Here is a 20177-nt window from a genome sequence, read left to right on the forward strand (position 1 = left end):
AGAAAACAGGCATACAATGGGAAAAACGCGCGCCTTCTCTAAAGCAGAAGGGGCGCGCTCATATTTAAGTGCTTTTTTTGGTGAACATTAAAGGAGTGGAAGAAGTTGTCGAACGAAAAAGTATACCCGATGACACGAGAAGGTAAAGAAAAACTGGAACAAGAGCTTGAACATTTAAAAACAGTTAAGCGTAAAGAGGTAGTGGAGCGCATTAAAATTGCCCGCAGCTTCGGCGACCTGTCAGAGAACTCTGAGTATGACTCAGCAAAAGAAGAGCAGGCGTTTGTAGAAGGCCGGATCGGCACAATTGAGACGATGATCCGCAATGCAAGAATTATTGAAGACAGTGAAATGAATGCAGACGAAGTATCGCTTGGCAGAACGGTTACATTCATTGAACTTCCTGATGGCGAAGAAGAAAGCTATACAATTGTTGGAAGCGCGGAAGCGGATCCATTTGAAGGGAAAATTTCAAATGACTCTCCTATTGCCAAAAGCATGATCGGCAAACGCGTGGGCGACAAAGTGATTGTTCAAACACCGGCTGGTGAAATGAACGTAAAAATCGTTTCCATTGATTAACATAAAAAAGCGCAAAAGGCGCAGGCCTTTTGCGCTTTTTTGTGTAAAAACATTTATCCGTTAAACGAGACATGTTAAAATGAAAGCGGAATGAGGAGGAGAAGCAAATGGAACAATCGTCGCGTGCTGAGCGCAAAACGAAGCGGAGAAAAACAAACCGCATTTTAAATACAGCCATTGCGGTTGTGGTACTGCTTATTGTAATCGTTGGATTTACCATCTTTGCCGGTGGAAATGACGAAGAAACAGCAGCGCCAGAAAAAGCGCAGGAAACAAAGCAGGAACAAACCACTGCCGTATCTGATGAAGAAACAGAAAAAGAACAGGCCGCTGAAACGACAGAGGAACCGGCTGAAACAGACGAGCAGACTGAAGAAGAGAAAGCAGCAGAAAAGACGGAAGAGCAAACTGAAGACAAAACAGAAGATAAAGAAGAAGTAGTGGTTTCAGAAGGCACAGAACCGAATGTGGAACAAGATATCGTCAATCCAAACTGGGAAGGAGTAGGTACGACTCAATCAGGAGAACATACCTCTTCATTCGAAACGGGCTCAACTGACTGGCAGGAAAAGGAACAAGCCTTATCTTATGCAACAGGAATTCCACAAGAAAACATGACCGTTTGGTATATTAGCGGAAATGGGCCTCAAGCAGCGATCGGAACTGTTTCTCCCAAGTCAAACCAGGATGAAGCGTACCGCGTGTACATTGAATGGGTAGACGGCGAGGGATGGAAGCCGACAAAAGTACAAAAGCTTGAAGAAAATGATAAAGGCCGCTAAAAACCCGCTTTGCCGGCGGGTTTTTTTGCGGAATTAAAAAAGGAGTGCAGCAAATGAAAGCAGCGATTATTGGTGCAATGGAAGAAGAAGTAACCATTTTACGTGGTGAAATGAAAAACAAGGAAGTAAAAGTCATTGGCGGCAGCGAGTTTACAATCGGCGAGCTGCGCGGTGTTGAAACGGTTTTGCTACGCTCGGGGATCGGTAAAGTAAATGCGGCGATGACAACAGCTGTTTTAATTCATGAATTCAAGCCGGATGTGTTAATTAACACAGGTTCTGCCGGCGGATTGTCTCCGGACCTGCAGGTAGGAGACGTAATCATTTCAACTGAAGTCCGCCACCATGATGTAGACGTAACAGCTTTTGGCTATGAATACGGACAGGTGCCGCAGCTCCCGGCCGCTTTTACAGCCGATGAGAAACTGGTTGATATCGCGTTTCAAGCATCCGAAGGAGATACTGAGCTGAAAACGGTAAAAGGACTGATTGCGACAGGGGATTCATTTATGAATGATCCAGCAAGTGTACAAGCGATTGCCGATATCTTCCCTGGCCTTCAGGCAGTTGAAATGGAAGCGGCCGCCATTGCACAGGTGGCTCACCAGTTTAGTGTGCCGTTTGTAGTCATCCGGGCACTTTCTGATATTGCAGGAAAAGAATCGAATATTTCGTTTGAACAATTTTTGCCGAAGGCCGGGCTTCACTCCGCTAACCTTGTGATGAAAATAGTTGAGCAGCTTCAAGAGGAGAAATAATCCAATACAAAAAGCATCTTTTATGATAAAGTATTCGTAAGAAACAAGGCGGATGAAAAGGGAGAGATGTCACAAAATGATTATGATGATTATGGGGCTTCTTTTAGCTACAGTGACAGGCGTAATGATCTCTGTTTCAATCGATTGAGGAAAAGTGATTTGAAGGGTGCTCCAGATCTTTTGGAGCCCTTTTTTGTTTTGCTTGAAGCCGCTTAAATTCCTGCATCATTTTAGCAAGGGCTCTTTTTTCAATTCGGGAAACGTAACTTCTAGAAATGTTCATTTTGGCCGCAATTTCACGCTGCGTTTTATCTTGATCATTCGTTAAGCCATAGCGGGCAGCGATTACGGACAATTCTCGTTCATCAAGAACAGAGAGGCACTTTTTCATTTGTTCGATATCCATTTGAAGGGAGAGGCGGCCTGCGACGTCTTCGTCTTCCGTTTTAAGTAAATCAAGAAGACTGATTTCATTTCCTTCTTTGTCGCGGCCGACTGGATCGTAAAGTGATACGTCCTTCTTCGTTTTCTTTAAGGAGCGGAAGTGCATCAGAATCTCATTTTCTATACATCTTGCCGCATAAGTGGCAAGCTTAGTTCCTTTTTTCCCGGAGTAGCTTTCGATGCCTTTGATCAGGCCGATGGTCCCAATAGAAATTAAGTCTTCTGTATCGTGATGGGTTTTCTCGAATTTTTTCACAATATGGGCTACTAAACGGAGATTATGCTCGATCAGCTTGGCACGGGCATTGCGGTCTCCCTGTTCATGAAGCGCCAGGTACTTTCGTTCTTCTTCCGCACTCAGCGGCTGAGGAAACGCATTATGCTTTACATAAGAGACGAAAAAAACCGCTTCCTTCAACAAAAAAGAGAGAGCGGCTGCTAGTTCAATCATGATGATCCCTCCTTTATAGGCATCATATTCGGAGGGGGAGACGGCTATTCCTTTTTGGCTCTTTTTTGCGACTGAATTTCCCGCCGCTTCATTTCTTTTTCTATCAGAGCTAGAAAGTCATCATTTAATTTTAGTTTTGCCGCTTTTTTATAAGAAGAAAGAAGTAAGTGATCGGATAATGAGTGCATAGTCTGTCATCTCCAATGTCATTGATTAATTATTTTTTTCAGTTTAACAAAAAAAACCATTAAGAACAATTGTTCTTTTTTCCACAGGATATAGTGGATAAGTGAGGATAACAAATAGAATAACTAGATTAAACCCTTGAAACAGCTGTGTTAATTTGTGAATAAGGTTATCCACAGAGTAGGATAATGAGAAATATGTCGAAAAGTTTTTGTTCTTAATATTACTTTGTCACATATGGAAAAATCGGCTATGATAGGAGAAGCAAACGAATAGTAGAGGTGTACATTGTGCTGAAATTATTTTTGCCGAATGAGCAGGTAAGAAGTGTGCTTGAAATCCAGCCAGAGCGCTTGAAACAAAAAGGAATTAAAGCGATCATAACCGATCTTGATAATACACTCGTTGCCTGGGACAGACCAGATGCAACACCCGAGCTTTTAATTTGGTTTCAAAAAATGCGGGAAGCGGGCATTAAAGTACTGATTGTATCAAACAATAACCAAAAGCGGGTCAGCACGTTTTCAACGCCGCTTGATCTGCCGTTTATTTTTGAAGCGAGAAAGCCGATGGGGCGTGCTTTCAGAAAAGCCATCAAGCTTTTAAGCGTACGAAAAGAAGAAACTGTCGTAATCGGGGACCAGCTGCTGACAGATGTATTTGGCGGAAACCGAAGCGGGATTTATACAATTTTGGTCATTCCCATTGCAGCGACCGATGGATTTTGGACGCGCATTAATCGGAAAATAGAAAGAAGACTCATGACTTTTTTCCAGCGTAAAGGAATGATTCAATGGGAGGAACGAAATCAATGAACGAAGTAATTACGTGTGATGGCTGTGGAGTCGTCATTCAAACAGGAGACCCGGCTGCGCTTGGTTACGCACCGGCTGCTGCACTGGAGAAAGAAACCGTTGTCTGCAAACGGTGCTTTCGCTTAAAGCATTATAATGAAGTACAGGACGTAGAACTGACCGACGATGACTTTTTAAAAATCTTGAACACAATCGGTGAGACAGATTCATTAATCGTTAAAATCGTGGATATCTTCGATTTTAATGGAAGCTGGCTTCCGGGCTTGCACCGCTTTGCCGGTAAAAACCCCGTCCTGCTTATCGGGAATAAATCGGATTTGCTGCCGAAATCCGTGAAAAAGGAACGGGTTATTCATTGGATGCGCCACGAAGCAAGCCAGCTTGGGTTAAAACCGATTGATGTACTTTTAACAAGTGCTTCAGAAGGAAAAGCGATCCGCGATGCGGCGGATGCCATCGAGCATTATCGGAACGGAAAAGATGTGTACGTAGTCGGCTGTACAAATGTCGGAAAGTCTACATTTATTAACCGAATCATTCAGGAAATTACAGGAGAAGGAGATATTATTACGACGTCTCATTTCCCGGGTACGACATTGGATATGATTGAAATTCCACTTTCTGACGGCCATGCGCTTGTAGACACGCCGGGAATTATCAATCGTCATCAAATGGCGCACTTTGTTGATAAAGAAAACTTAAAGTTTTTACTGCCAAAAAAAGAAATTAAACCAAAAGTTTTTCAGTTGAATGAAGAGCAAACACTATTTTTTGGCGGATTAGCCCGCTTTGACTATCTTTCAGGCGGCCGGCGCTCTTTTATATGCCATCTTTCTAATGAAATCGACATTCACCGTACGAAGCTCGAAAAAGCAGATGCTTTGTACGAAAACCATGCCGGGGAGCTGCTGAAGCCAGCGGGGCATGGCGGAGCGCCGCTTGATCTTGTTCGTCAGGAATGGACAATTCAAGAAGCGAAAACAGACATTGTTTTCTCAGGGCTCGGCTGGATTACCGTTAACGAGCCAGGTGCAAAAGTAGCAGCTTACGTACCAAAAGGGGCTGCTGTAACATTGCGCAAGTCGTTAATTTAAAAAGTGGGGGTTGTCGCGTGAAAAAGCTATACGGGGTTATAGGCGATCCAATTGGCCATTCTATGTCGCCTGATATGCATAACGATGCGTTTGGGGCGCTTCATATGGAAGCATACTATCACCCTTTTCATATTAAAAGTGAAGAGCTGAAAACAGCGGTCGCAGGAATGAAGGCCATTGGCCTTTCGGGCTTTAACGTCACTGTACCTCATAAAACAGCCATTATGCCGCTATTAGATGAAATAGATCCGCTTGCTGAAGCGATCGGTGCAGTAAACACAGTTGTGCGAGATGGGAACCGCTTCATTGGGTATAATACAGATGGAGAAGGGTTTGTACGCGGGCTGAATGAGGAATATGGAAGCTCCGTACTCGATAAAAAGATCATGATTATTGGAGCGGGCGGCGCAGCAAGAGCAATTTACTATACGCTTGGCCAGCAGGGAGCCGAACGGGTAGACATTGCCAATCGAACACCGGCAAAAGCCGAGGAGCTGAAAAACCGGTGTCCGTATCCCGTTAAAACGGCTCTTTTATCTCTTGAGCAGGCGGAAGAGCAGCTCGGTGATTATGATATTATCATTCAAACAACATCCATTGGCATGTCGCCGAAAGTAAGTGAAACACCTATTTATGTAAAGAATATCCGTCCAGATGCGTTTGTATCGGATATCATTTACAATCCAGCGGAAACAATGATCATGAAAGAAGCTAAAAAGCAGGGCGCACGTGTGCAAAACGGTTTGAAAATGTTTGCTTATCAGGGTGCGCTTGCTTTTGAAAAATGGACAGGCATCCTGCCTGACACGAAACGTATGCAAAAAATAGTACAGAATAAACTTGGAGGAACATCATGCTGACAGGAAAACAAAAACGATTTTTACGAGCAGAGGCTCATCATCTAGACCCAATTTTTCAAGTAGGTAAAGGGGGCGTTAATGAAAACATGACAACGCAAATTGCCGAAGCACTTGAAGTGCGCGAGTTAATCAAGGTGAGTATTTTGCAAAACAATGAAGATGATAAACATGAGGTGGCAGAAGCACTGGCCAAGGGTGCAAAAGCAGAGCTTGTTCAGTTGATCGGCCACACAGTGGTATTATATAAAGAATCAAAAGAAAACAAAAAAATTGTTCTGCCGCGATGAAAAAAGTGGGTATTTTAGGCGGAACGTTTAACCCGCCGCATGTTGGGCATTTAATTGCAGCCAATGAGGCTCTGCATGCGCTCGACCTAGATGAAATCCGTTTTATGCCCAACTCACTTCCGCCGCATAAAAAGCTTGCTGGTCATGTGGAGGACGAACACCGTCTCCGTATGACAGAGCTTGCCATTGAAGGGAATGACGGCTTTCGGGTTGAAACGGTTGAAATCCAGCGTGCAGGGGTATCGTATACGATTGATACAATGCGGGAATTGATAAAGCGAGAACCTGAAACATCATTTTATTTTATAATTGGTGCGGACATGATTGAATATTTACCGAAATGGCGTGACATTGATGAATTAAGCCGGCTTGTCACCTTTGTCGGAGTCAAGCGGCCGGGCTATTCAACAGAAACGCCTTACCCGGTGCTATTAATTGATACGCCCGAAATTCATTTGTCATCAACGGTTCTCCGGGAAAAAGCAGCGTCAAACAAAACGCTTCATTATCTTATGCCGGAAACGGTTATTCGGTATATAAAGGAGAACGGCTTATATGGAGCGTAGCAGAGCACTGGAGATTGTTGAAAAACAATTAACGGAAAAGCGGTACACGCATACTCTAGGGGTATCAGAAGCAGCTGTCGAGCTGGCAGGCCGCTACGGAGCAGATATCTACAAAGCGGAGCTGGCCGCTATTTTCCACGATTATGCAAAGTTTCGTCCGAAAGAAGAGATGAAGCAGATTTTAATAGACGAGAGAGAAGACGAGCGGCTTCTTGCATTTCACCACGAGCTTTGGCATGCGCCGGCGGGGGCTGTACTGGTGCGCAGAGAAGCAGGAATTGAAGACGAAGACATACTCTCTGCTATCCGCTGGCATACAACCGGGAAGCCTGGCATGACCTTGCTTGAAAAAATCATCTACCTGGCAGATTATATTGAGCCGGGAAGGGCATTTCCAGGTGTCGAGGAAGTACGGGCGATTGCAAAGCAGAGTTTGAATGCGGCTGTTTTGGCGGCTGTAAAAAATTCAATTCTCTTTTTAATGAGTAAAAAACAGCCGGTTTTCCCGGTTACGATGGATACGTATAATGATCTTATTCAGAATGGAGACGATGTTTAATTGACAGAACAACAGCAATTACTGCAAGCAGTAACAAAAGCAGCAGATGATAAGCGGGCAGAAAATATTACAGCCCTTAATATGGAAGGTATTTCACCGGTCGCTGATTACTTCGTGATCTGCCATGGGAATTCAGATAAGCAAGTACAGGCAATTGCCCGTGAAGTAAAAGAGAAAGCAGAAGAACTTGGCTTTGATATTCGCCGGATGGAAGGGTTTGACGAAGCACGCTGGGTATTGATCGATATCGGCGATGTAGTCGTTCACGTTTTTCATCGTGAGGAACGGGTTTACTACAATCTTGAACGTCTATGGGGCGATGCGCCGCACGTTGATGTGCTGATGTCATGAGTTATAACCGGTTTGCTTCGGTGTACGATGCGCTTATGCAGGATGCACCGTACGATGAATGGGAAGCATATTTGCAAAGAGAAGTAAAAGGGGGATCCCTGCTTGATATCGGCTGCGGAACAGGAGAACTGGCCGTTCGTTTTGCCCGGGCCGGCTTTCAAGTAACAGGGATTGACCTTTCCGTTGATATGCTTGCCATTGCCCGCGAAAAAGCGGAAGCAAATGGAATGAACATCCCGCTATTCCAGCAGGATATGCGTGAGCTTGATGGGATTGGTCAATTTGACACAGCTGTTATTTTTTGCGACTCGCTTAACTATTTACAGTCAGAAGAAGATGTGAAGCAAACGTTTCAATCGGTGTTCAGCCACTTAAAAGAAGACGGTTTGTTTCTATTTGATGTCCATTCCTCTTTTAAAATGAATCATGTTTTTGTAGAGCAGACGTTTGCGGATGCCGCCGAAGATGTTTCATTTATATGGAATGCATTTCCGGGAGAACATCTGGACAGTGTGGAACATGAATTAACGTTCTTCGTTCAAACAGAGAACGGCGAATATGAACGATTTGATGAATTGCACTATCAGCGCACTTTTGAGCCTAAAGCATATGCCCAATGGCTTAAAGAAGCGGGCTTCTATGTTGAAGCGATCACAGCCGATTTTACAAATGGTGCCCCAGCACCAGAATCAGAACGGATCTTTATCAAAGCAAGAAAGAGCAGCTGATCAGCTGCTCTTTTTTTGTTAAGATTTTGTAAAGAAGAAAGGAAAACGAGAAGGAGTGCCGAATTTAGTCAATAATGCCAAACGCGGCAGATGCCTCTTTTCTGTCTTCTGCAGCTTTTTGCTGTGTCATTCTGCAAAGCGATGCAAACAATTCTCCCGCCTCCGATTCAATAACCGTAAGGCCTCTTCCTGTTACGCCGCCTTTTGCAGCGGTGCGTTCCGTCAGCATCTCCAATGTCCAATCCTTTTGTTTCAGCAATTCTCCCAAGCCAATCATCATATGGAACGCCAGCGTTTCTGCCTGGCTTTTGGTTAATCCGTATGTGACGGCTTCATCTGCATACATGACAGCCATTTTGGAAAAGAAAGCGGGTCCGCATCCAGTTAAATCTGAGGCAGCCCGGATAATATTATCATCTGTTTCAAGCGCAACGCTGGCAATCTGATTGAGCAGGCCTGTTACTTTTTGCTGCCAGTCGTTGTCACAGGAATCCCCAAAAGAGTATAAAATACCGCCAGAAGCCACTGTATTGGTGACAGAGGGGATCACTTTTCCGCAGGAGCAGGAAATAATCGATTCCATTTGCTTCGTTGAAACCGCACTTGCAGTAGCCAGCACACAATGATCCTGCGTTAAATAGGGTGCGATTGATTCAAGAAGAGGCTTTAGATCGGGCTGCCGGACGCATACAAAAATCAACTGGGTTTTTTTAACAAGCTCTTTAGTGGTTTGGCACACATGTATCCCGGGAAACGAGGCTTTTAAATGCACGGCTTTTTCCCGTGTACGATTGTGCAGGACAATATTTTCCGGCTCAGCAGCAGCAGCAAACATGAGCGCTTCTGTTAAAACGGTGCCAATGCTTCCTGTACCAATTATCCCAATGTTCATGCTTGCATTCACCCTTTCCTATTCATCTAAACACTGTATGCATGTTATTTGTAAATATGACTGTAAATGAAAGGAGAAGAGAAGAAATGAACAAACAAGAAGTGCTTAAAAAATACAAAGTTCCAGCAGCTGCAGGAGCTGTTTTAGCCGCCGTCTGGCTTTACGGTTTAACAAAAGAAGAGCCACAAGCTTTGCCTCCGGAGCCGGCTCTTTTAGAAGCACCTAAAAACGAACCGGCTGCCAAGGAAGCAGATCCAGCGCAAGATCAGCCTAGTGAAGTAGCCATTGATGTGAAAGGGGCCGTTTCAATGCCGGGCATTTACGTGTTGTCAAATGATCAGCGGGTGAATGATGCAATCAATAAAGCGGGCGGACTTACCGAAAAAGCAGATGCGGCTGCCATTAATTTAGCACAAAAAGTACAGGATGAAATGGTCATCTATGTGCCGGCAGAGGGGGAGGAAATGCCGGACGTACAGCAGGCATCTGCATCACCTTCAGCTGCAGCCGGCAGTGATGAGGCTGCCGAGTCTGCTGTGATCAATATCAACACAGCAGACTCGGCATTATTGCAGGAGCTTCCGGGTGTTGGTGAGTCGAAAGCCCAGGCGATTATTGATTTCCGGGAAACGGAAGGAGCTTTTACAGCAGTAGAGGATTTGAAAAACGTGGCAGGGATTGGTGATAAAATATTTGAAAAGCTGGCTCCTCTTGTCACTATTCAGTAAAGGGTTTGACGGATGGAAGGACCTCTCGATAAACTGAAAGAATAAACCGGCCGCAGACCGGAAGAAACAGAAAAGAGGTTTTGAGAATGGAACGAAAAAGCTGGGATGATTATTTTTTGAATATTGCGGAGGTGGTGGCTACCCGTTCAACCTGCAATCGGCTTCATGTTGGCTGTGTGATTGTAAAAGACAAGCATATTGTGTCTACGGGATATAACGGTTCTATTCATGGGCATGAACATTGCCAGGACGCAGGCTGCTTACTATCGGATCAAGGCCGCTGTATCCGGTGTCTGCATGCAGAATTAAATGCAGTGCTTCATGCAGAGCGTGATAAGTTAAAAGGGGCATCTGCTTACGTTACCCACGAGCCATGTGAAAACTGTGCAAAAACGCTTGCCCAGGCCGGTGTAGCGCGGATTATCTATCGTAACGCCTATCCAAACAAATGGAACAGCCACTTTTTAAAAGATATTGAGGTCATCCACGTCCCCGCTGAATAAAGGATGGTGATGTATGCCGCTTCTTCAAATGAGCATGGCAGCCCTTGCAGCCATTTTATTCGCAGTGCATGCGCCATGGCAGGCTGCTTTGCTGGCTGCTGCGATAGGAGGATTATTATGTTGGAATGTGGACCGGCGTACACGCTTTTGGATGATCGGGACATTTATGCTGTTTTTGAGCGTGGTGCCCATTCAGCAAGAGCGCAGCCAGTCTGCTTTTACTGGAAAAGAAACAAAATGGATCGTTTCATTTACAGACGATATCCAAATCGAAGGGGACAGGTTAAGAGCAGGTGTAGAAGAAACACAATTTCATGAAAAACTCAGCTTGGTCTACCGAATGAACTCGAAAGAAGAAAAAGAGCTTTTACAAGAGGGGCTCACTCCAGGATTAACCTGTCGGATTCAAGGGAAGGCATCTCTTCCGAACGAAGCCAGAAATCCAGGTGAATTCGACTACCGGACCTATTTAGCCGCGAGCGGAACCTTCTTTGTTCTCACACCTGAACACATTTCTCTCGATCAGTGTGTGTTAAACCAGTCACTTCGTTATGTACCTGCTGCCTGGCGGATGGCCGCCATTAAGCGTATTCAAGAGCGTTTTCCAGCACCCTTTGCCCATACAGCGGCTGCGCTTCTGGTTGGCGACCGGTCATCCGGTCCCGAAGAAACAGAAGAAGACTACGAGCGGCTTGGCATCGTGCATATTCTGTCGATCTCAGGATTGCATGTAACGCTTTTGACAGGACTGCTTTTTTATCTGCTGCTCCGTGCAGGAATGACACGTGAGCGGGCACGTCTGCTTTTATTAGCAGCGCTGCCCCTTTATGCTCTGTTGGCGGGAGGGTCTCCGCCGGTTGTTCGCTCCTGTTTAATGACAGGTGCCATTTTGCTTGCTGCTTCTGACAGCAGAAAATTATCAGCTGCTGGAGCACTTGGAGCTGCTTTTTTAATCATGACCCTTTGGAACCCATTTTTGATCTTTCAAGCTGGTTTTCAGCTTTCCTTCCTCGTTACATTCGCCCTCGTTTTATCAACCGGCGTAATTTTAAAAAAAGCGCAGCATGCAATCGAGCTTTCTTTATTTGTTTCGGTTTTGTCTCAGCTTGCCGCCCTGCCGGTATTACTTTTCCATTTCGCAGAACTCTCCGTTATTTCACCGCTGGCCAACCTTCTTTTTGTCCCATTTTATTCATTTTTTATGATGCCGGCCGTTCTTCTTTTGTTTTGCTTGTCTTTTTTGGTGCCTATTTCTTTTTTCGCTTCATTTGTCAATGAATGTTTGATCAAAATGGATCAATTGGCCGCGCTGCTGGCGAATCTGCCATTTGCGGTTCTTGTAACAGGACAGCCAGGCATGGATGCAGCTGCTCTTTTGACTGTCACTTCTCTCGCATCTCTTTTATTGTGGGAATTGAGAAAAAACATGAAACTAAGCCTCGCGATATGCAGTTTTGCTCTGGCTGTTTTTGTCCTGGCCGGCCGTTTCTCCCCGGAAGGGAAAATCACCTTTTTAGATGTTGGGCAGGGAGACAGCATTTTGATTCAATTGCCCCGCAATGAAGGGAACTATTTAATTGATACAGGCGGGCAGGTGCCGTTTGAGCAGGAAGTCTGGAAGGAACGGAATGGCGGGTTTTCAGTAGGGAAAGATACGGTCGTTCCTTTTTTGAAAAGAGAAGGGATCACCAAGCTGGATAAGCTGATTATCACCCACGCAGATTTTGATCATGCCGGTGCAGCCGCAGAAGTGCTCCAATCTATTTCGGCAAAAGAAATCATTATTTCACCAGGATCAGGAGGAGAACCGGTCATAGCCGACATGATCAAAACCGGCCTGAAGATACGGGAAGGCGGAGAAGGGGAAAGCTGGAGGACAAAAAGCGCAGTTTTTCAGTTTTTAGCGCCGGATGACCGGGATTATGAAGGAAACAACGACTCGCTTGTGCTTTTTGCCAGAATCGGAGGGAAAACATGGCTGTTCACAGGTGATCTTGAAAAAGAGGGAGAAGCCGAATTGATCGAAAAGTACAGTTTCCATGCAGACTGGTTAAAAGTAGGCCATCACGGCAGCAAAACCTCTTCCTGGCCCTCGTTTATTCAAGCCCTTCAACCACAGTTTGCCGTGATATCTGCCGGACTTAACAATCGTTATGGACATCCGCATAAAGAAGTGACCGATACGCTGGAAAAAGCAGGAGTCCGCATATACCGTACAGACAAACATGGTGCCATTACGTATATATTTAAAGGAGGGCATGGGAAAATCGAAACTGTACTCCCATTTCCATAAAAAACCCCGCCCTATGAAAGGGCGGGGTTTTGGTGCATCAACCAACCAGCTGAATCACAGTGGCAAGAATGAACATGGTGGCAAAGAAACCGAATGAAACGATAAAACCTACAGCGGAGTCTACAGCATCATTACGCTTAGATTGAACATTTTTTTCGAAATCGTTCACAGCCATCCCTCCCATTTTCTTTAAGTATAGACAATGGAAACAGAAAAATCTATACGAGACAGCTTCATTTCATTTAAGAAGCGGATAAGTTTGTAGATGGAAAAGATGGAGTCTATCTTGCGTATCGGGGTGGTTTTTCCTACAATGAAAACAGAAACAGAATGGAGTCGAGTAAATGGATGTATTAAAAGAGTTAAGGAGCGGCCGGTTTCGTTCCGTTTATTTGTTGTACGGGCCGGAGCAGTATTTTATAGAAGAAGCACGACAGCTGCTTTTAAAAGGAGCACTGGATGGGGAAGACACTGATTTAAACGTCACTTCCTTTGATATGGCAGAAGTGCCGGTAGAAGCGGCCATTGAAGAAGCGGAAACTCTGCCGTTTCTTGGAGACAGGAAGCTTGTGTTTGTTCAGAACCCGATTTTTTTCACAGCTGAAAAATCAAAAATAGAGCATGATACAAAAACGCTTGAACAATACCTGCAGGACCCCGCTCCATTTACAATTCTTGTTTTTCAAGGAAGGTTTGAAAAGCTTGATGAACGAAAAAAATTAACAAAGCTCATTAAAAAGCAGGCAGGCGTTTTGGAAGCAAAACGTCCGGCTGAACGGGAGCTGTCCGGCTGGATTAAGGGCAGAGCCGCGGAAGAAGGAGCGGTAATAGAAGATGGAGCGATCCATCAGCTCCTTGCCATTGCCGGATTTAACTTGTCTGTCCTGTCGATGGAGATTATGAAGCTTGCTCTTCATGCCGGGCAGGGAAACGAGATTACCGAAGAAAGTGTAACAGCACTGACGGCGCGGACGCTCGAAAGTGATATTTTTCGACTGGTAGACCGCATCGTCACAGGGCATTTGTCTGAAGCATTGCGCATTTATTATGATTTAATCCGCCTGAATGAAGAGCCGTTAAAAATTCTTGCCGTTATAGCGGGGCAGTTTCGGCTGATTTATCAAGTAAAAGAGCTGTTAAAAAAAGGATACGGCCAGCAGCAAATAGCCGGACAGCTGAAAGTGCATCCGTTTCGTGTAAAAATAGCGGGGGGGCAGGCACGGGCCTTTTCGGAAGCGCAGCTTGCCGCAGTGATACAAATGCTTGCAGAAAGCGATTATGAGATGAAAAGCAGTGCTATGGATAAAAAGATGATTATGGAATTATTTTTCTTCCGGCTGCAGACGATGATGCAGACAAAATAAAAAAAGTGTCCAATATTGGACACTTTTTTTATTAGTTAGCCAACTTTTTCATAAGACGGCTTTTTTGACGGTTCGCAGCGTTTTTGTGGATAAGGCCTTTTGCTGCAGCTTTATCTAGTTTGCTAACTGCTTGTACAAGCAATTCTTTTGCGTTTTCGTCATTATTAGCAGCTGCTGTTTCGAACTTTTTCACCGCGCTGCGCATAGCTGATTTTGCTTGCGTGTTGCGTGCTGAACGAATTTGAGCAGTTTTTGTGCGTTTGATGGCAGATTTAATATTTGGCATTTACTGTCACCTCCTAAAATGGATCGAACTTTTGTTCGTACCCGATTATCAATCATTATTGAATTAAACAACAAGAAGTATTGTAGCAAAGGAATAAAAGAAATGCAATAGGAATCCGGTGTAAAGGAATAAACTTTTACACATAGGGGCAAACTGAGAAAAAAATGGAGGGTGAATTGAATGGAAAAATGGTCTCCACGCACAGATTTAGCCTTGGAATCCGCTTTGATTGCCGAGCAGCAAACAGGAAGTAAAGTCCCTGGAATTGAAATGAAGGAAGAAGAAAAAGAAGGCACGAAGGTGACAACGGTCGAAATTACAAAGGAAGCTGAGCAGATAACCGGAAGAAAAGCGGGTCATTATGTTACCGTTGAATCAGCGGACTTGCGCCACTCCGATTCTGCCCGCCATGCTGCCATCAGCCGGGTTGTAGCAGAAGAAATTCGTTTATTTATAAAGGGAGCGGGTATTAAGCAAGACGCCTCTTGTTTAATTGCCGGTCTTGGAAATGAACTCGTTACGCCCGATTCTCTTGGGCCGCGTGTAACGGACCGTCTTATCGTGACCAATCATTTATTCAAGCTTCATCCTGAACACGTTCAGCCCGGCTATCGCCCGGTCAGCGCCATTTCTCCCGGTGTTATGGGCATGACGGGAATTGAAACGGGAGATATTCTGCTTGGTTTAATTGAGAGGGAGAAGCCGGATTTTTTAATTGTCATTGACGCGCTTGCTGCTCGTTCGATTGAAAGACTGAATGCAACGATTCAAATGACGGATACAGGTATTCAGCCGGGAGCCGGGATCGGGAACCGCCGAAAAGAAATCAGTCGTGAAACAGCAGGTATCCCGGTGATCGCCATCGGCATTCCTACTGTGATTGATGCTGCTACCGTCACGCGTGACGCAGTAGAAATGGTCATGGAGAATCTGCAAGAAAAAAGCGGACGCGGAGATGAAGAATGGAAGCGGTCGTTTTTAGGAAATATCGGTCTGCTGGATGAAAACGAAAAACATCAATTAATTCATGAAGTGCTGACCCCGGCAGGTTTAAATATGATTGTAACACCAAAAGAAGCGGATATGTTTATTCAAGGAGCGGCAGCGGTCGTTTCCAGTGCATTGAATGAATCTCTTCATGACCGTCCGCCGGAAGAAACACGATCTTTTTTTGCAGGCTGATTCATGGTCTGCTTTTTTTATTTGCTGCATAAGGTAAAGGGATAAGAGCTGAAAAGGGGATGGCGACAATCCTTTTGCACAAAAAAAAGCATATACCATACTGGCTTGTTCCCGTATACGCCTGCCTAGTGGTCATGCCGTTTTGGATGGCGGGGTTTTTAACGGTCATGCCGTTTTCGTACCATTTTACCTCCCAATCTATGAGCCGGGCGGCAGCAGAAATTCCGGCCGCTTCTTTTTATCAGCTTCTGCGTTTAGAAAATCATGCTTTCCAGTCAAATGAAAAAGTGGGACAAGGTACAATCGGCTGGGTGGACGCTGCTTTTCAATCGGCTGCCGGAATTAGTCTGCGCGATCCGCGGACCTTTCTGGGAAAAGAACTTCCGGGCTTTTCTATTTATGACAGCCAAATTTTAATTGCCGGGGAAGGAACGAATTATACGAATTTACCGGTTGAATCCAAAAAGCCGGATGATCTTCCGGTGCCGAAAGAATCAGAACCGGATGAGCCAAAAGAAAATACGCCTCCAGCCGGGGAAGAAAAAGTGCTTCTTTACTTTACGCATACGTCCGAATCATTCACTCCCAAAAATGGACAAGCTCCAATGAACATTACAGAAGTGGGAACAATGATTGGAAAAAGTTTAGAAGAAGAAGGAATCGGGGTTTCTGTCAATAAAACGGATATAGGAGCGCTGTTAAAGAAAAAAGGAAAAAAATACAGTGCTTCCTATGAGGAATCACGGACTGTCGTTGCGGCTGTTCAAAAAGAAGAGCCGTCGTTGTCTTATTTAATTGATGTTCATCGCGATTCACAGGGCAAATCGATTACAACAGCCCGCGTAAACGGGCAGGATATGGCAAAAACCGTATTTGTCGTCGGCGGAGAGCATCCAGGGTATGAAGAAAATGCCCGTTTTGCTTCATCACTCCATAAACTTTTCGAACAGTATTATCCCGGTCTTTCGCGCGGTGTAATCGTGAAGTCGGGCAGCCAGACAAACGGAAAATTCAACCAGGATCTTTCAAACCGGGCGATTTTGATTGAAATGGGCGGTGTCGATAACACTCGTGAGGAATTGGAAAGAAGTGCGGCTGCTGTCGCTGATATTTTGGCCCGTTTTATTAAAGCGGAACAAAATGAATAGCCCGTTCGTTTAATGTTCGTTGTCAATTGCATAACGCGCTGATATAATCACAATAGTATCTATGTGCCGATAAACAGGAGTGAACAGTGAAATGAACAACAACGAACGACTAGAACGGCAGGAGCGCATTCGGAATTTCTCGATCATTGCCCACATTGACCACGGGAAATCAACGCTCGCTGACCGTATTTTAGAAAAAACAAAAGCTTTAACAGCACGTGAAATGAAAAGCCAGCTTCTTGATTCAATGGATCTTGAACGGGAACGCGGTATTACGATTAAACTAAATGCAGTACAGCTGAACTATACGGCTAAAGACGGACAGGACTATATCTTTCATTTGATTGATACGCCAGGACACGTCGATTTTACGTACGAAGTATCAAGAAGTCTTGCAGCCTGCGAAGGTGCCATCCTTGTGGTGGATGCGGCACAGGGCATTGAAGCACAAACGCTCGCTAACGTTTATTTAGCCCTGGACAATGACCTTGAAATTTTGCCGGTTATTAATAAAATTGACCTTCCGGCTGCAGAACCGGAGCGTGTGCGCCAGGAAGTAGAAGATGTTATCGGCCTGGATGCCTCAGAAGCGGTACTAGCGTCAGCGAAAGCCGGCATTGGTATAGAGGAAATTTTAGAACAGGTGGTTGAAAAAGTGCCGGCGCCAACCGGGGATCCGGAAGCACCGCTTAAAGCCCTTATTTTTGACTCTCTTTACGATGCATACCGCGGGGTTATTGCTTATATCCGGGTTGTAGACGGCACAGTGAAGGTCGGCGATAAAATTAAAATGATGGCGACCGGAAAGGAGTTTGAAGTAACTGAAATCGGTGTTTTTACCCCAAAAACGACACAGCGAAAGGAGCTGACGGTTGGTGATGTTGGCTACCTTGCTGCCGCCATTAAGAATGTCGGAGATACGCAGGTCGGGGATACAATCACATCGGCGAAAAACAGTGCGACAGAACCGCTTGCCGGCTATCGAAAACTGAATCCAATGGTGTACTGCGGTCTTTATCCGATCGATTCGTCAAAATACAATGATTTACGTGAAGCGCTTGAAAAGCTTGAGTTGAACGACTCTGCTCTTCAATATGAGCCGGAAACATCCCAGGCACTCGGCTTCGGTTTCCGCTGCGGCTTCCTTGGCCTGCTTCATATGGAGATTATTCAGGAACGGATTGAACGCGAGTTTAAAATTGACTTGATCACAACAGCACCAAGCGTTATTTATCAGGTAACGATGACAGATGGTGAAGAGGTTCGGATCGATAATCCATCTGATATGCCGGATCCACAAAAAATTGCCCACGTTGAAGAACCGTATGTAAAAGCCTCAATCATCGTGCCGAATGACTATGTCGGAGCAGTAATGGAGCTTGCCCAGGGTAAACGCGGCATTTTTATTGATATGCAATACCTTGATACAAACCGCGTCAGCGTTATTTATGAAATGCCGCTGTCTGAAATTGTGTATGACTTCTTTGACCAGCTGAAGTCGAGTACGAAAGGCTATGCCTCATTCGATTACGAGCTAATTGGCTACAAACAATCCAAGCTGGTGAAGATGGATATTCTTCTCAACGCAGAAACGGTCGATGCACTCAGCTTTATTGTTCACCGTGACTTTGCATATGACCGCGGCAAGATTATCGTTGAAAAGCTGAAAGAACTCATTCCGCGCCAGCAGTTTGAGGTGCCTGTACAGGCCGCGATCGGCAACAAGATTGTGGCCCGGTCCACGATCAAAGCGATGCGTAAAAATGTTCTGGCCAAGTGTTACGGCGGGGACATTTCCCGAAAACGGAAACTGCTTGAGAAGCAGAAGGAAGGGAAAAAGCGCATGAAGCAGGTTGGATCGGTTGAAGTACCGCAGGAAGCGTTTATGGCTGTCTTAAAAATGGATGATCCACAAAAATAACAAGAAGGTGCCTGGATTACGGGTATCTCAGTGCGTAGACACAGGAAGAAAGCAGGCTGATTGAAAACGTCTGCCTTTCCAGGAACGAAGCCGTTCGAGAAGCGGAGTGACCTTTTGGGTCATGAGCATTCACGCACGGCAAGTGACGCCGAAAGCGGGCGTTTGTCAGCAGCCTGAGGTGCCCTTATGATGGGCACCTTCCTTTATGTATAGAAGGGCGTGAACAAAATGACAAAAGCAGCTTATCTTCATATTCCGTTTTGCCATCATATTTGTCATTATTGTGATTTTAATAAAGTATTTATGAAAAACCAGCCAGTGGAAGGGTATTTAAATGCGCTTGATAAAGAAATGGCGATGGCCGGCGTCAAGCAGGGACTACAGTCGATTTTTGTAGGAGGCGGAACACCGACCTCCCTAAATGAGGCACAGCTTCTTCAGCTGGTCGAGTCAATTGAACAGCGGCTTCCTTTACAGCCGGGTGCCGAGTATACATTCGAAGCCAATCCGGGCGACTTAACACCTGAAAAACTGCGCATTTTAAAAGAAGGCGGCGTAAACCGGCTGAGCATTGGGGTTCAGTCCTTTAATGACGCCCATTTAAAACGGATCGGGCGCACGCATACGAAAGAAGATGTTCTGCGCACGGTCCGGGATGCTGAACGGGCAGGCTTCGATCATTTAAGCATTGATTTAATTTATGGTCTGCCGGAGCAGACGGTTGATGATGCAGTGGATACAGTAAAGCAGGCACTGGCACTTGGCCTTCCGCATTACTCCGCTTATTCACTGATCATCGAACCGAAAACGGTTTTTTATAATTTAATGGCCAAAGGCCGCCTCCCGCTTCCAAAGGAAGAAGCGGAAGCGGATATGTACGAAGCCGTCATGAGAGAAATGGAAGCGCAGGGGCTTCATCAATATGAAATCAGTAATTTTGCCCGTCCGGGATTTGAAAGTATTCATAACATTACGTATTGGAACAATGAAGAATATTATGGATTCGGTGCCGGTGCGCACGGGTATGTAGATGGAGAGCGATACGCGAATTTTGGCCCGCTCAAAAAATACATGCAGCCCATTGAGCGTAATGAACAGCCGCGTATGTCTTCCCAAAGGGTAACGAAGCCGGAACAAATGGAAGAAGAAATGTTTCTCGGATTGCGAAAAATGGAGGGTGTTTCTATCGCAGCTTTCGAAAAACAATACGGGGAGAGCCCTGTCCAGCTGTTCCAAAAAGCCATCCAGGAAATGACGAGCCGTGGCCTGCTTGAGGTGGAAGAAGGTTTTATCCGCCTTACCCATCGTGGAAAGTTTCTTGGAAATGAAGTGTTTCAATCTTTTTTAATTGGCGCACAAATGTGAGCGTACTCGTTGACAGACAAAAAGGATTTTGA

24 protein-coding genes are annotated in these 20177 nt (G+C 45.2%); 19 read left to right on the forward strand and 5 right to left on the reverse strand.

The window, feature by feature from the left end:
* Nucleotides 1–105 precede the first annotated feature (105 nt).
* The 3 genes from greA (at nt 106) to mtnN (ending at nt 2122) form a co-directional block, all read left to right on the forward strand.
* Nucleotides 106–582 (forward strand): transcription elongation factor GreA, encoded by a 477-nt coding sequence (gene greA, locus L2D08_RS08800; protein ID WP_242233386.1) that lies wholly within the window; start codon nt 106–108, stop codon nt 580–582.
* Between the two features lie 107 nt (nt 583–689).
* Complete coding sequence (locus L2D08_RS08805; protein ID WP_242233387.1) at nt 690–1364, forward strand: YrrS family protein; 675 nt, start codon at nt 690–692, stop codon at nt 1362–1364.
* A gap of 53 nt (nt 1365–1417) precedes the next feature.
* Nucleotides 1418–2122, forward strand: a complete 705-nt coding sequence (gene mtnN / locus L2D08_RS08810; protein ID WP_242233388.1) for a 5'-methylthioadenosine/S-adenosylhomocysteine nucleosidase — start codon at nt 1418–1420, stop codon at nt 2120–2122.
* 136 nt (nt 2123–2258) lie between these two features.
* Here mtnN and sigK read toward each other — a convergent pair whose 3' ends face one another.
* Both sigK and sda read right to left on the reverse strand, forming a co-directional pair.
* Nucleotides 2259–3017, reverse strand: a complete 759-nt coding sequence (gene sigK / locus L2D08_RS08815; protein ID WP_242233389.1) for an RNA polymerase sporulation sigma factor SigK — start codon at nt 3015–3017, stop codon at nt 2259–2261.
* A gap of 44 nt (nt 3018–3061) precedes the next feature.
* The gene (sda, locus tag L2D08_RS08820) at nt 3062–3205 is read right to left on the reverse strand and encodes a sporulation histidine kinase inhibitor Sda (protein ID WP_242233390.1); all 144 of its coding nucleotides are present in this window, start codon (nt 3203–3205) and stop codon (nt 3062–3064) included.
* Nucleotides 3206–3493: 288 nt separating this feature from the next.
* Between sda and L2D08_RS08825 the strand changes: the two genes are divergently transcribed.
* Genes L2D08_RS08825 through L2D08_RS08860 form a run of 8 tightly spaced genes read left to right on the forward strand, consistent with a single transcriptional unit; the run spans nt 3494 to nt 8463 of the window.
* Nucleotides 3494–4018 carry a YqeG family HAD IIIA-type phosphatase gene (locus L2D08_RS08825; RefSeq protein WP_242233391.1) on the forward strand — a complete coding sequence of 175 codons (525 nt, stop codon included), beginning with the start codon at nt 3494–3496 and terminating at the stop codon, nt 4016–4018.
* Nucleotides 4015–5112, forward strand: coding sequence for a ribosome biogenesis GTPase YqeH (gene yqeH / locus L2D08_RS08830; RefSeq protein ID WP_242233392.1), 1098 nt, complete (start codon nt 4015–4017; stop codon nt 5110–5112). The genes L2D08_RS08825 and yqeH overlap by 4 nt, the downstream gene beginning before the upstream one ends.
* A gap of 17 nt (nt 5113–5129) precedes the next feature.
* Nucleotides 5130–5972, forward strand: coding sequence for a shikimate dehydrogenase (gene aroE, locus L2D08_RS08835; RefSeq protein WP_242233393.1), 843 nt, complete (start codon nt 5130–5132; stop codon nt 5970–5972).
* Complete coding sequence (gene yhbY / locus L2D08_RS08840) at nt 5966–6259, forward strand: ribosome assembly RNA-binding protein YhbY (protein WP_242233394.1); 294 nt, start codon at nt 5966–5968, stop codon at nt 6257–6259. Before aroE ends, yhbY begins: the two co-directional genes overlap by 7 nt.
* Complete coding sequence (locus L2D08_RS08845) at nt 6256–6825, forward strand: nicotinate-nucleotide adenylyltransferase (protein WP_242233395.1); 570 nt, start codon at nt 6256–6258, stop codon at nt 6823–6825. The genes yhbY and L2D08_RS08845 overlap by 4 nt, the downstream gene beginning before the upstream one ends.
* A complete protein-coding gene (gene yqeK / locus L2D08_RS08850; RefSeq protein WP_242233396.1) occupies nt 6815–7384 on the forward strand; it encodes a bis(5'-nucleosyl)-tetraphosphatase (symmetrical) YqeK in 570 nt (189 codons plus the stop codon). Before L2D08_RS08845 ends, yqeK begins: the two co-directional genes overlap by 11 nt.
* Nucleotides 7385–7735 carry a ribosome silencing factor gene (gene rsfS, locus L2D08_RS08855; protein WP_242233397.1) on the forward strand — a complete coding sequence of 117 codons (351 nt, stop codon included), beginning with the start codon at nt 7385–7387 and terminating at the stop codon, nt 7733–7735.
* Entirely contained in the window at nt 7732–8463 is a 732-nt protein-coding gene (locus tag L2D08_RS08860; RefSeq protein ID WP_242233398.1) for a class I SAM-dependent DNA methyltransferase, read from the forward strand. Before rsfS ends, L2D08_RS08860 begins: the two co-directional genes overlap by 4 nt.
* Nucleotides 8464–8527: 64 nt before the next feature.
* On the opposite strand, the gene comER is transcribed toward L2D08_RS08860, so the two are convergent.
* Nucleotides 8528–9355, reverse strand: coding sequence for a late competence protein ComER (gene comER / locus L2D08_RS08865; RefSeq protein WP_242233399.1), 828 nt, complete (start codon nt 9353–9355; stop codon nt 8528–8530).
* 86 nt (nt 9356–9441) lie between these two features.
* Between comER and L2D08_RS08870 the strand changes: the two genes are divergently transcribed.
* From L2D08_RS08870 to L2D08_RS08880, 3 genes are all read left to right on the forward strand, one after another.
* On the forward strand, nt 9442–10083 hold the full coding sequence (locus L2D08_RS08870) for a helix-hairpin-helix domain-containing protein (protein WP_242233400.1): 642 nt from the start codon (nt 9442–9444) through the stop codon (nt 10081–10083).
* Nucleotides 10084–10169: 86 nt separating this feature from the next.
* Complete coding sequence (locus L2D08_RS08875) at nt 10170–10586, forward strand: deoxycytidylate deaminase (protein WP_242233401.1); 417 nt, start codon at nt 10170–10172, stop codon at nt 10584–10586.
* 13 nt (nt 10587–10599) lie between these two features.
* Nucleotides 10600–12879 carry a DNA internalization-related competence protein ComEC/Rec2 gene (locus L2D08_RS08880; protein WP_242233402.1) on the forward strand — a complete coding sequence of 760 codons (2280 nt, stop codon included), beginning with the start codon at nt 10600–10602 and terminating at the stop codon, nt 12877–12879.
* Nucleotides 12880–12916: 37 nt separating this feature from the next.
* Here the strand turns inward: L2D08_RS08880 and L2D08_RS08885 are convergent, their stop codons facing one another.
* Nucleotides 12917–13048, reverse strand: a complete 132-nt coding sequence (locus L2D08_RS08885; RefSeq protein ID WP_242233403.1) for a YqzM family protein — start codon at nt 13046–13048, stop codon at nt 12917–12919.
* 175 nt (nt 13049–13223) lie between these two features.
* Here L2D08_RS08885 and holA point away from each other — a divergent pair, with 175 nt between their 5' ends.
* On the forward strand, nt 13224–14243 hold the full coding sequence (gene holA / locus L2D08_RS08890; protein ID WP_242233404.1) for a DNA polymerase III subunit delta: 1020 nt from the start codon (nt 13224–13226) through the stop codon (nt 14241–14243).
* Between the two features lie 31 nt (nt 14244–14274).
* On the opposite strand, the gene rpsT is transcribed toward holA, so the two are convergent.
* Nucleotides 14275–14529 (reverse strand): 30S ribosomal protein S20, encoded by a 255-nt coding sequence (gene rpsT, locus L2D08_RS08895; protein WP_045851032.1) that lies wholly within the window; start codon nt 14527–14529, stop codon nt 14275–14277.
* Between the two features lie 180 nt (nt 14530–14709).
* On the opposite strand from rpsT, the gene gpr reads away from it, so the two are divergent.
* The 4 genes from gpr (at nt 14710) to hemW (ending at nt 20145) form a co-directional block, all read left to right on the forward strand.
* Nucleotides 14710–15711 (forward strand): GPR endopeptidase, encoded by a 1002-nt coding sequence (gene gpr, locus L2D08_RS08900; RefSeq protein ID WP_242233405.1) that lies wholly within the window; start codon nt 14710–14712, stop codon nt 15709–15711.
* Between the two features lie 59 nt (nt 15712–15770).
* Nucleotides 15771–16859 (forward strand): stage II sporulation protein P, encoded by a 1089-nt coding sequence (gene spoIIP / locus L2D08_RS08905; RefSeq protein WP_242233406.1) that lies wholly within the window; start codon nt 15771–15773, stop codon nt 16857–16859.
* Nucleotides 16860–16950: 91 nt separating this feature from the next.
* Complete coding sequence (gene lepA / locus L2D08_RS08910; RefSeq protein ID WP_242233407.1) at nt 16951–18780, forward strand: translation elongation factor 4; 1830 nt, start codon at nt 16951–16953, stop codon at nt 18778–18780.
* Nucleotides 18781–19008: 228 nt separating this feature from the next.
* Complete coding sequence (gene hemW / locus L2D08_RS08915; protein ID WP_242233408.1) at nt 19009–20145, forward strand: radical SAM family heme chaperone HemW; 1137 nt, start codon at nt 19009–19011, stop codon at nt 20143–20145.
* Nucleotides 20146–20177: the final 32 nt, after the last annotated feature.

The organism is Domibacillus sp. PGB-M46 (assembly GCF_022668875.1).
Taxonomy (GTDB): Bacteria; Bacillota; Bacilli; order Bacillales; family Domibacillaceae; genus Domibacillus.

Coding starts and splice junctions, on each gene's coding strand:
- L2D08_RS08805 (WP_242233387.1), top strand. CDS start 690: ATGGAACAATCGTCGCGTGCTGAGCGCAAAACGAAGCGGAGAAAAACA.
- mtnN (WP_242233388.1), top strand. CDS start 1,418: ATGAAAGCAGCGATTATTGGTGCAATGGAAGAAGAAGTAACCATTTTA.
- sigK (WP_242233389.1), bottom strand. CDS start 3,017: ATGATTGAACTAGCAGCCGCTCTCTCTTTTTTGTTGAAGGAAGCGGTT.
- sda (WP_242233390.1), bottom strand. CDS start 3,205: ATGCACTCATTATCCGATCACTTACTTCTTTCTTCTTATAAAAAAGCG.
- yqeH (WP_242233392.1), top strand. CDS start 4,015: ATGAACGAAGTAATTACGTGTGATGGCTGTGGAGTCGTCATTCAAACA.
- yhbY (WP_242233394.1), top strand. CDS start 5,966: ATGCTGACAGGAAAACAAAAACGATTTTTACGAGCAGAGGCTCATCAT.
- L2D08_RS08845 (WP_242233395.1), top strand. CDS start 6,256: ATGAAAAAAGTGGGTATTTTAGGCGGAACGTTTAACCCGCCGCATGTT.
- yqeK (WP_242233396.1), top strand. CDS start 6,815: ATGGAGCGTAGCAGAGCACTGGAGATTGTTGAAAAACAATTAACGGAA.
- L2D08_RS08860 (WP_242233398.1), top strand. CDS start 7,732: ATGAGTTATAACCGGTTTGCTTCGGTGTACGATGCGCTTATGCAGGAT.
- comER (WP_242233399.1), bottom strand. CDS start 9,355: ATGAACATTGGGATAATTGGTACAGGAAGCATTGGCACCGTTTTAACA.
- L2D08_RS08870 (WP_242233400.1), top strand. CDS start 9,442: ATGAACAAACAAGAAGTGCTTAAAAAATACAAAGTTCCAGCAGCTGCA.
- L2D08_RS08875 (WP_242233401.1), top strand. CDS start 10,170: ATGGAACGAAAAAGCTGGGATGATTATTTTTTGAATATTGCGGAGGTG.
- L2D08_RS08880 (WP_242233402.1), top strand. CDS start 10,600: ATGCCGCTTCTTCAAATGAGCATGGCAGCCCTTGCAGCCATTTTATTC.
- holA (WP_242233404.1), top strand. CDS start 13,224: ATGGATGTATTAAAAGAGTTAAGGAGCGGCCGGTTTCGTTCCGTTTAT.
- rpsT (WP_045851032.1), bottom strand. CDS start 14,529: ATGCCAAATATTAAATCTGCCATCAAACGCACAAAAACTGCTCAAATT.
- gpr (WP_242233405.1), top strand. CDS start 14,710: ATGGAAAAATGGTCTCCACGCACAGATTTAGCCTTGGAATCCGCTTTG.
- spoIIP (WP_242233406.1), top strand. CDS start 15,771: ATGGCGACAATCCTTTTGCACAAAAAAAAGCATATACCATACTGGCTT.
- lepA (WP_242233407.1), top strand. CDS start 16,951: ATGAACAACAACGAACGACTAGAACGGCAGGAGCGCATTCGGAATTTC.
- hemW (WP_242233408.1), top strand. CDS start 19,009: ATGACAAAAGCAGCTTATCTTCATATTCCGTTTTGCCATCATATTTGT.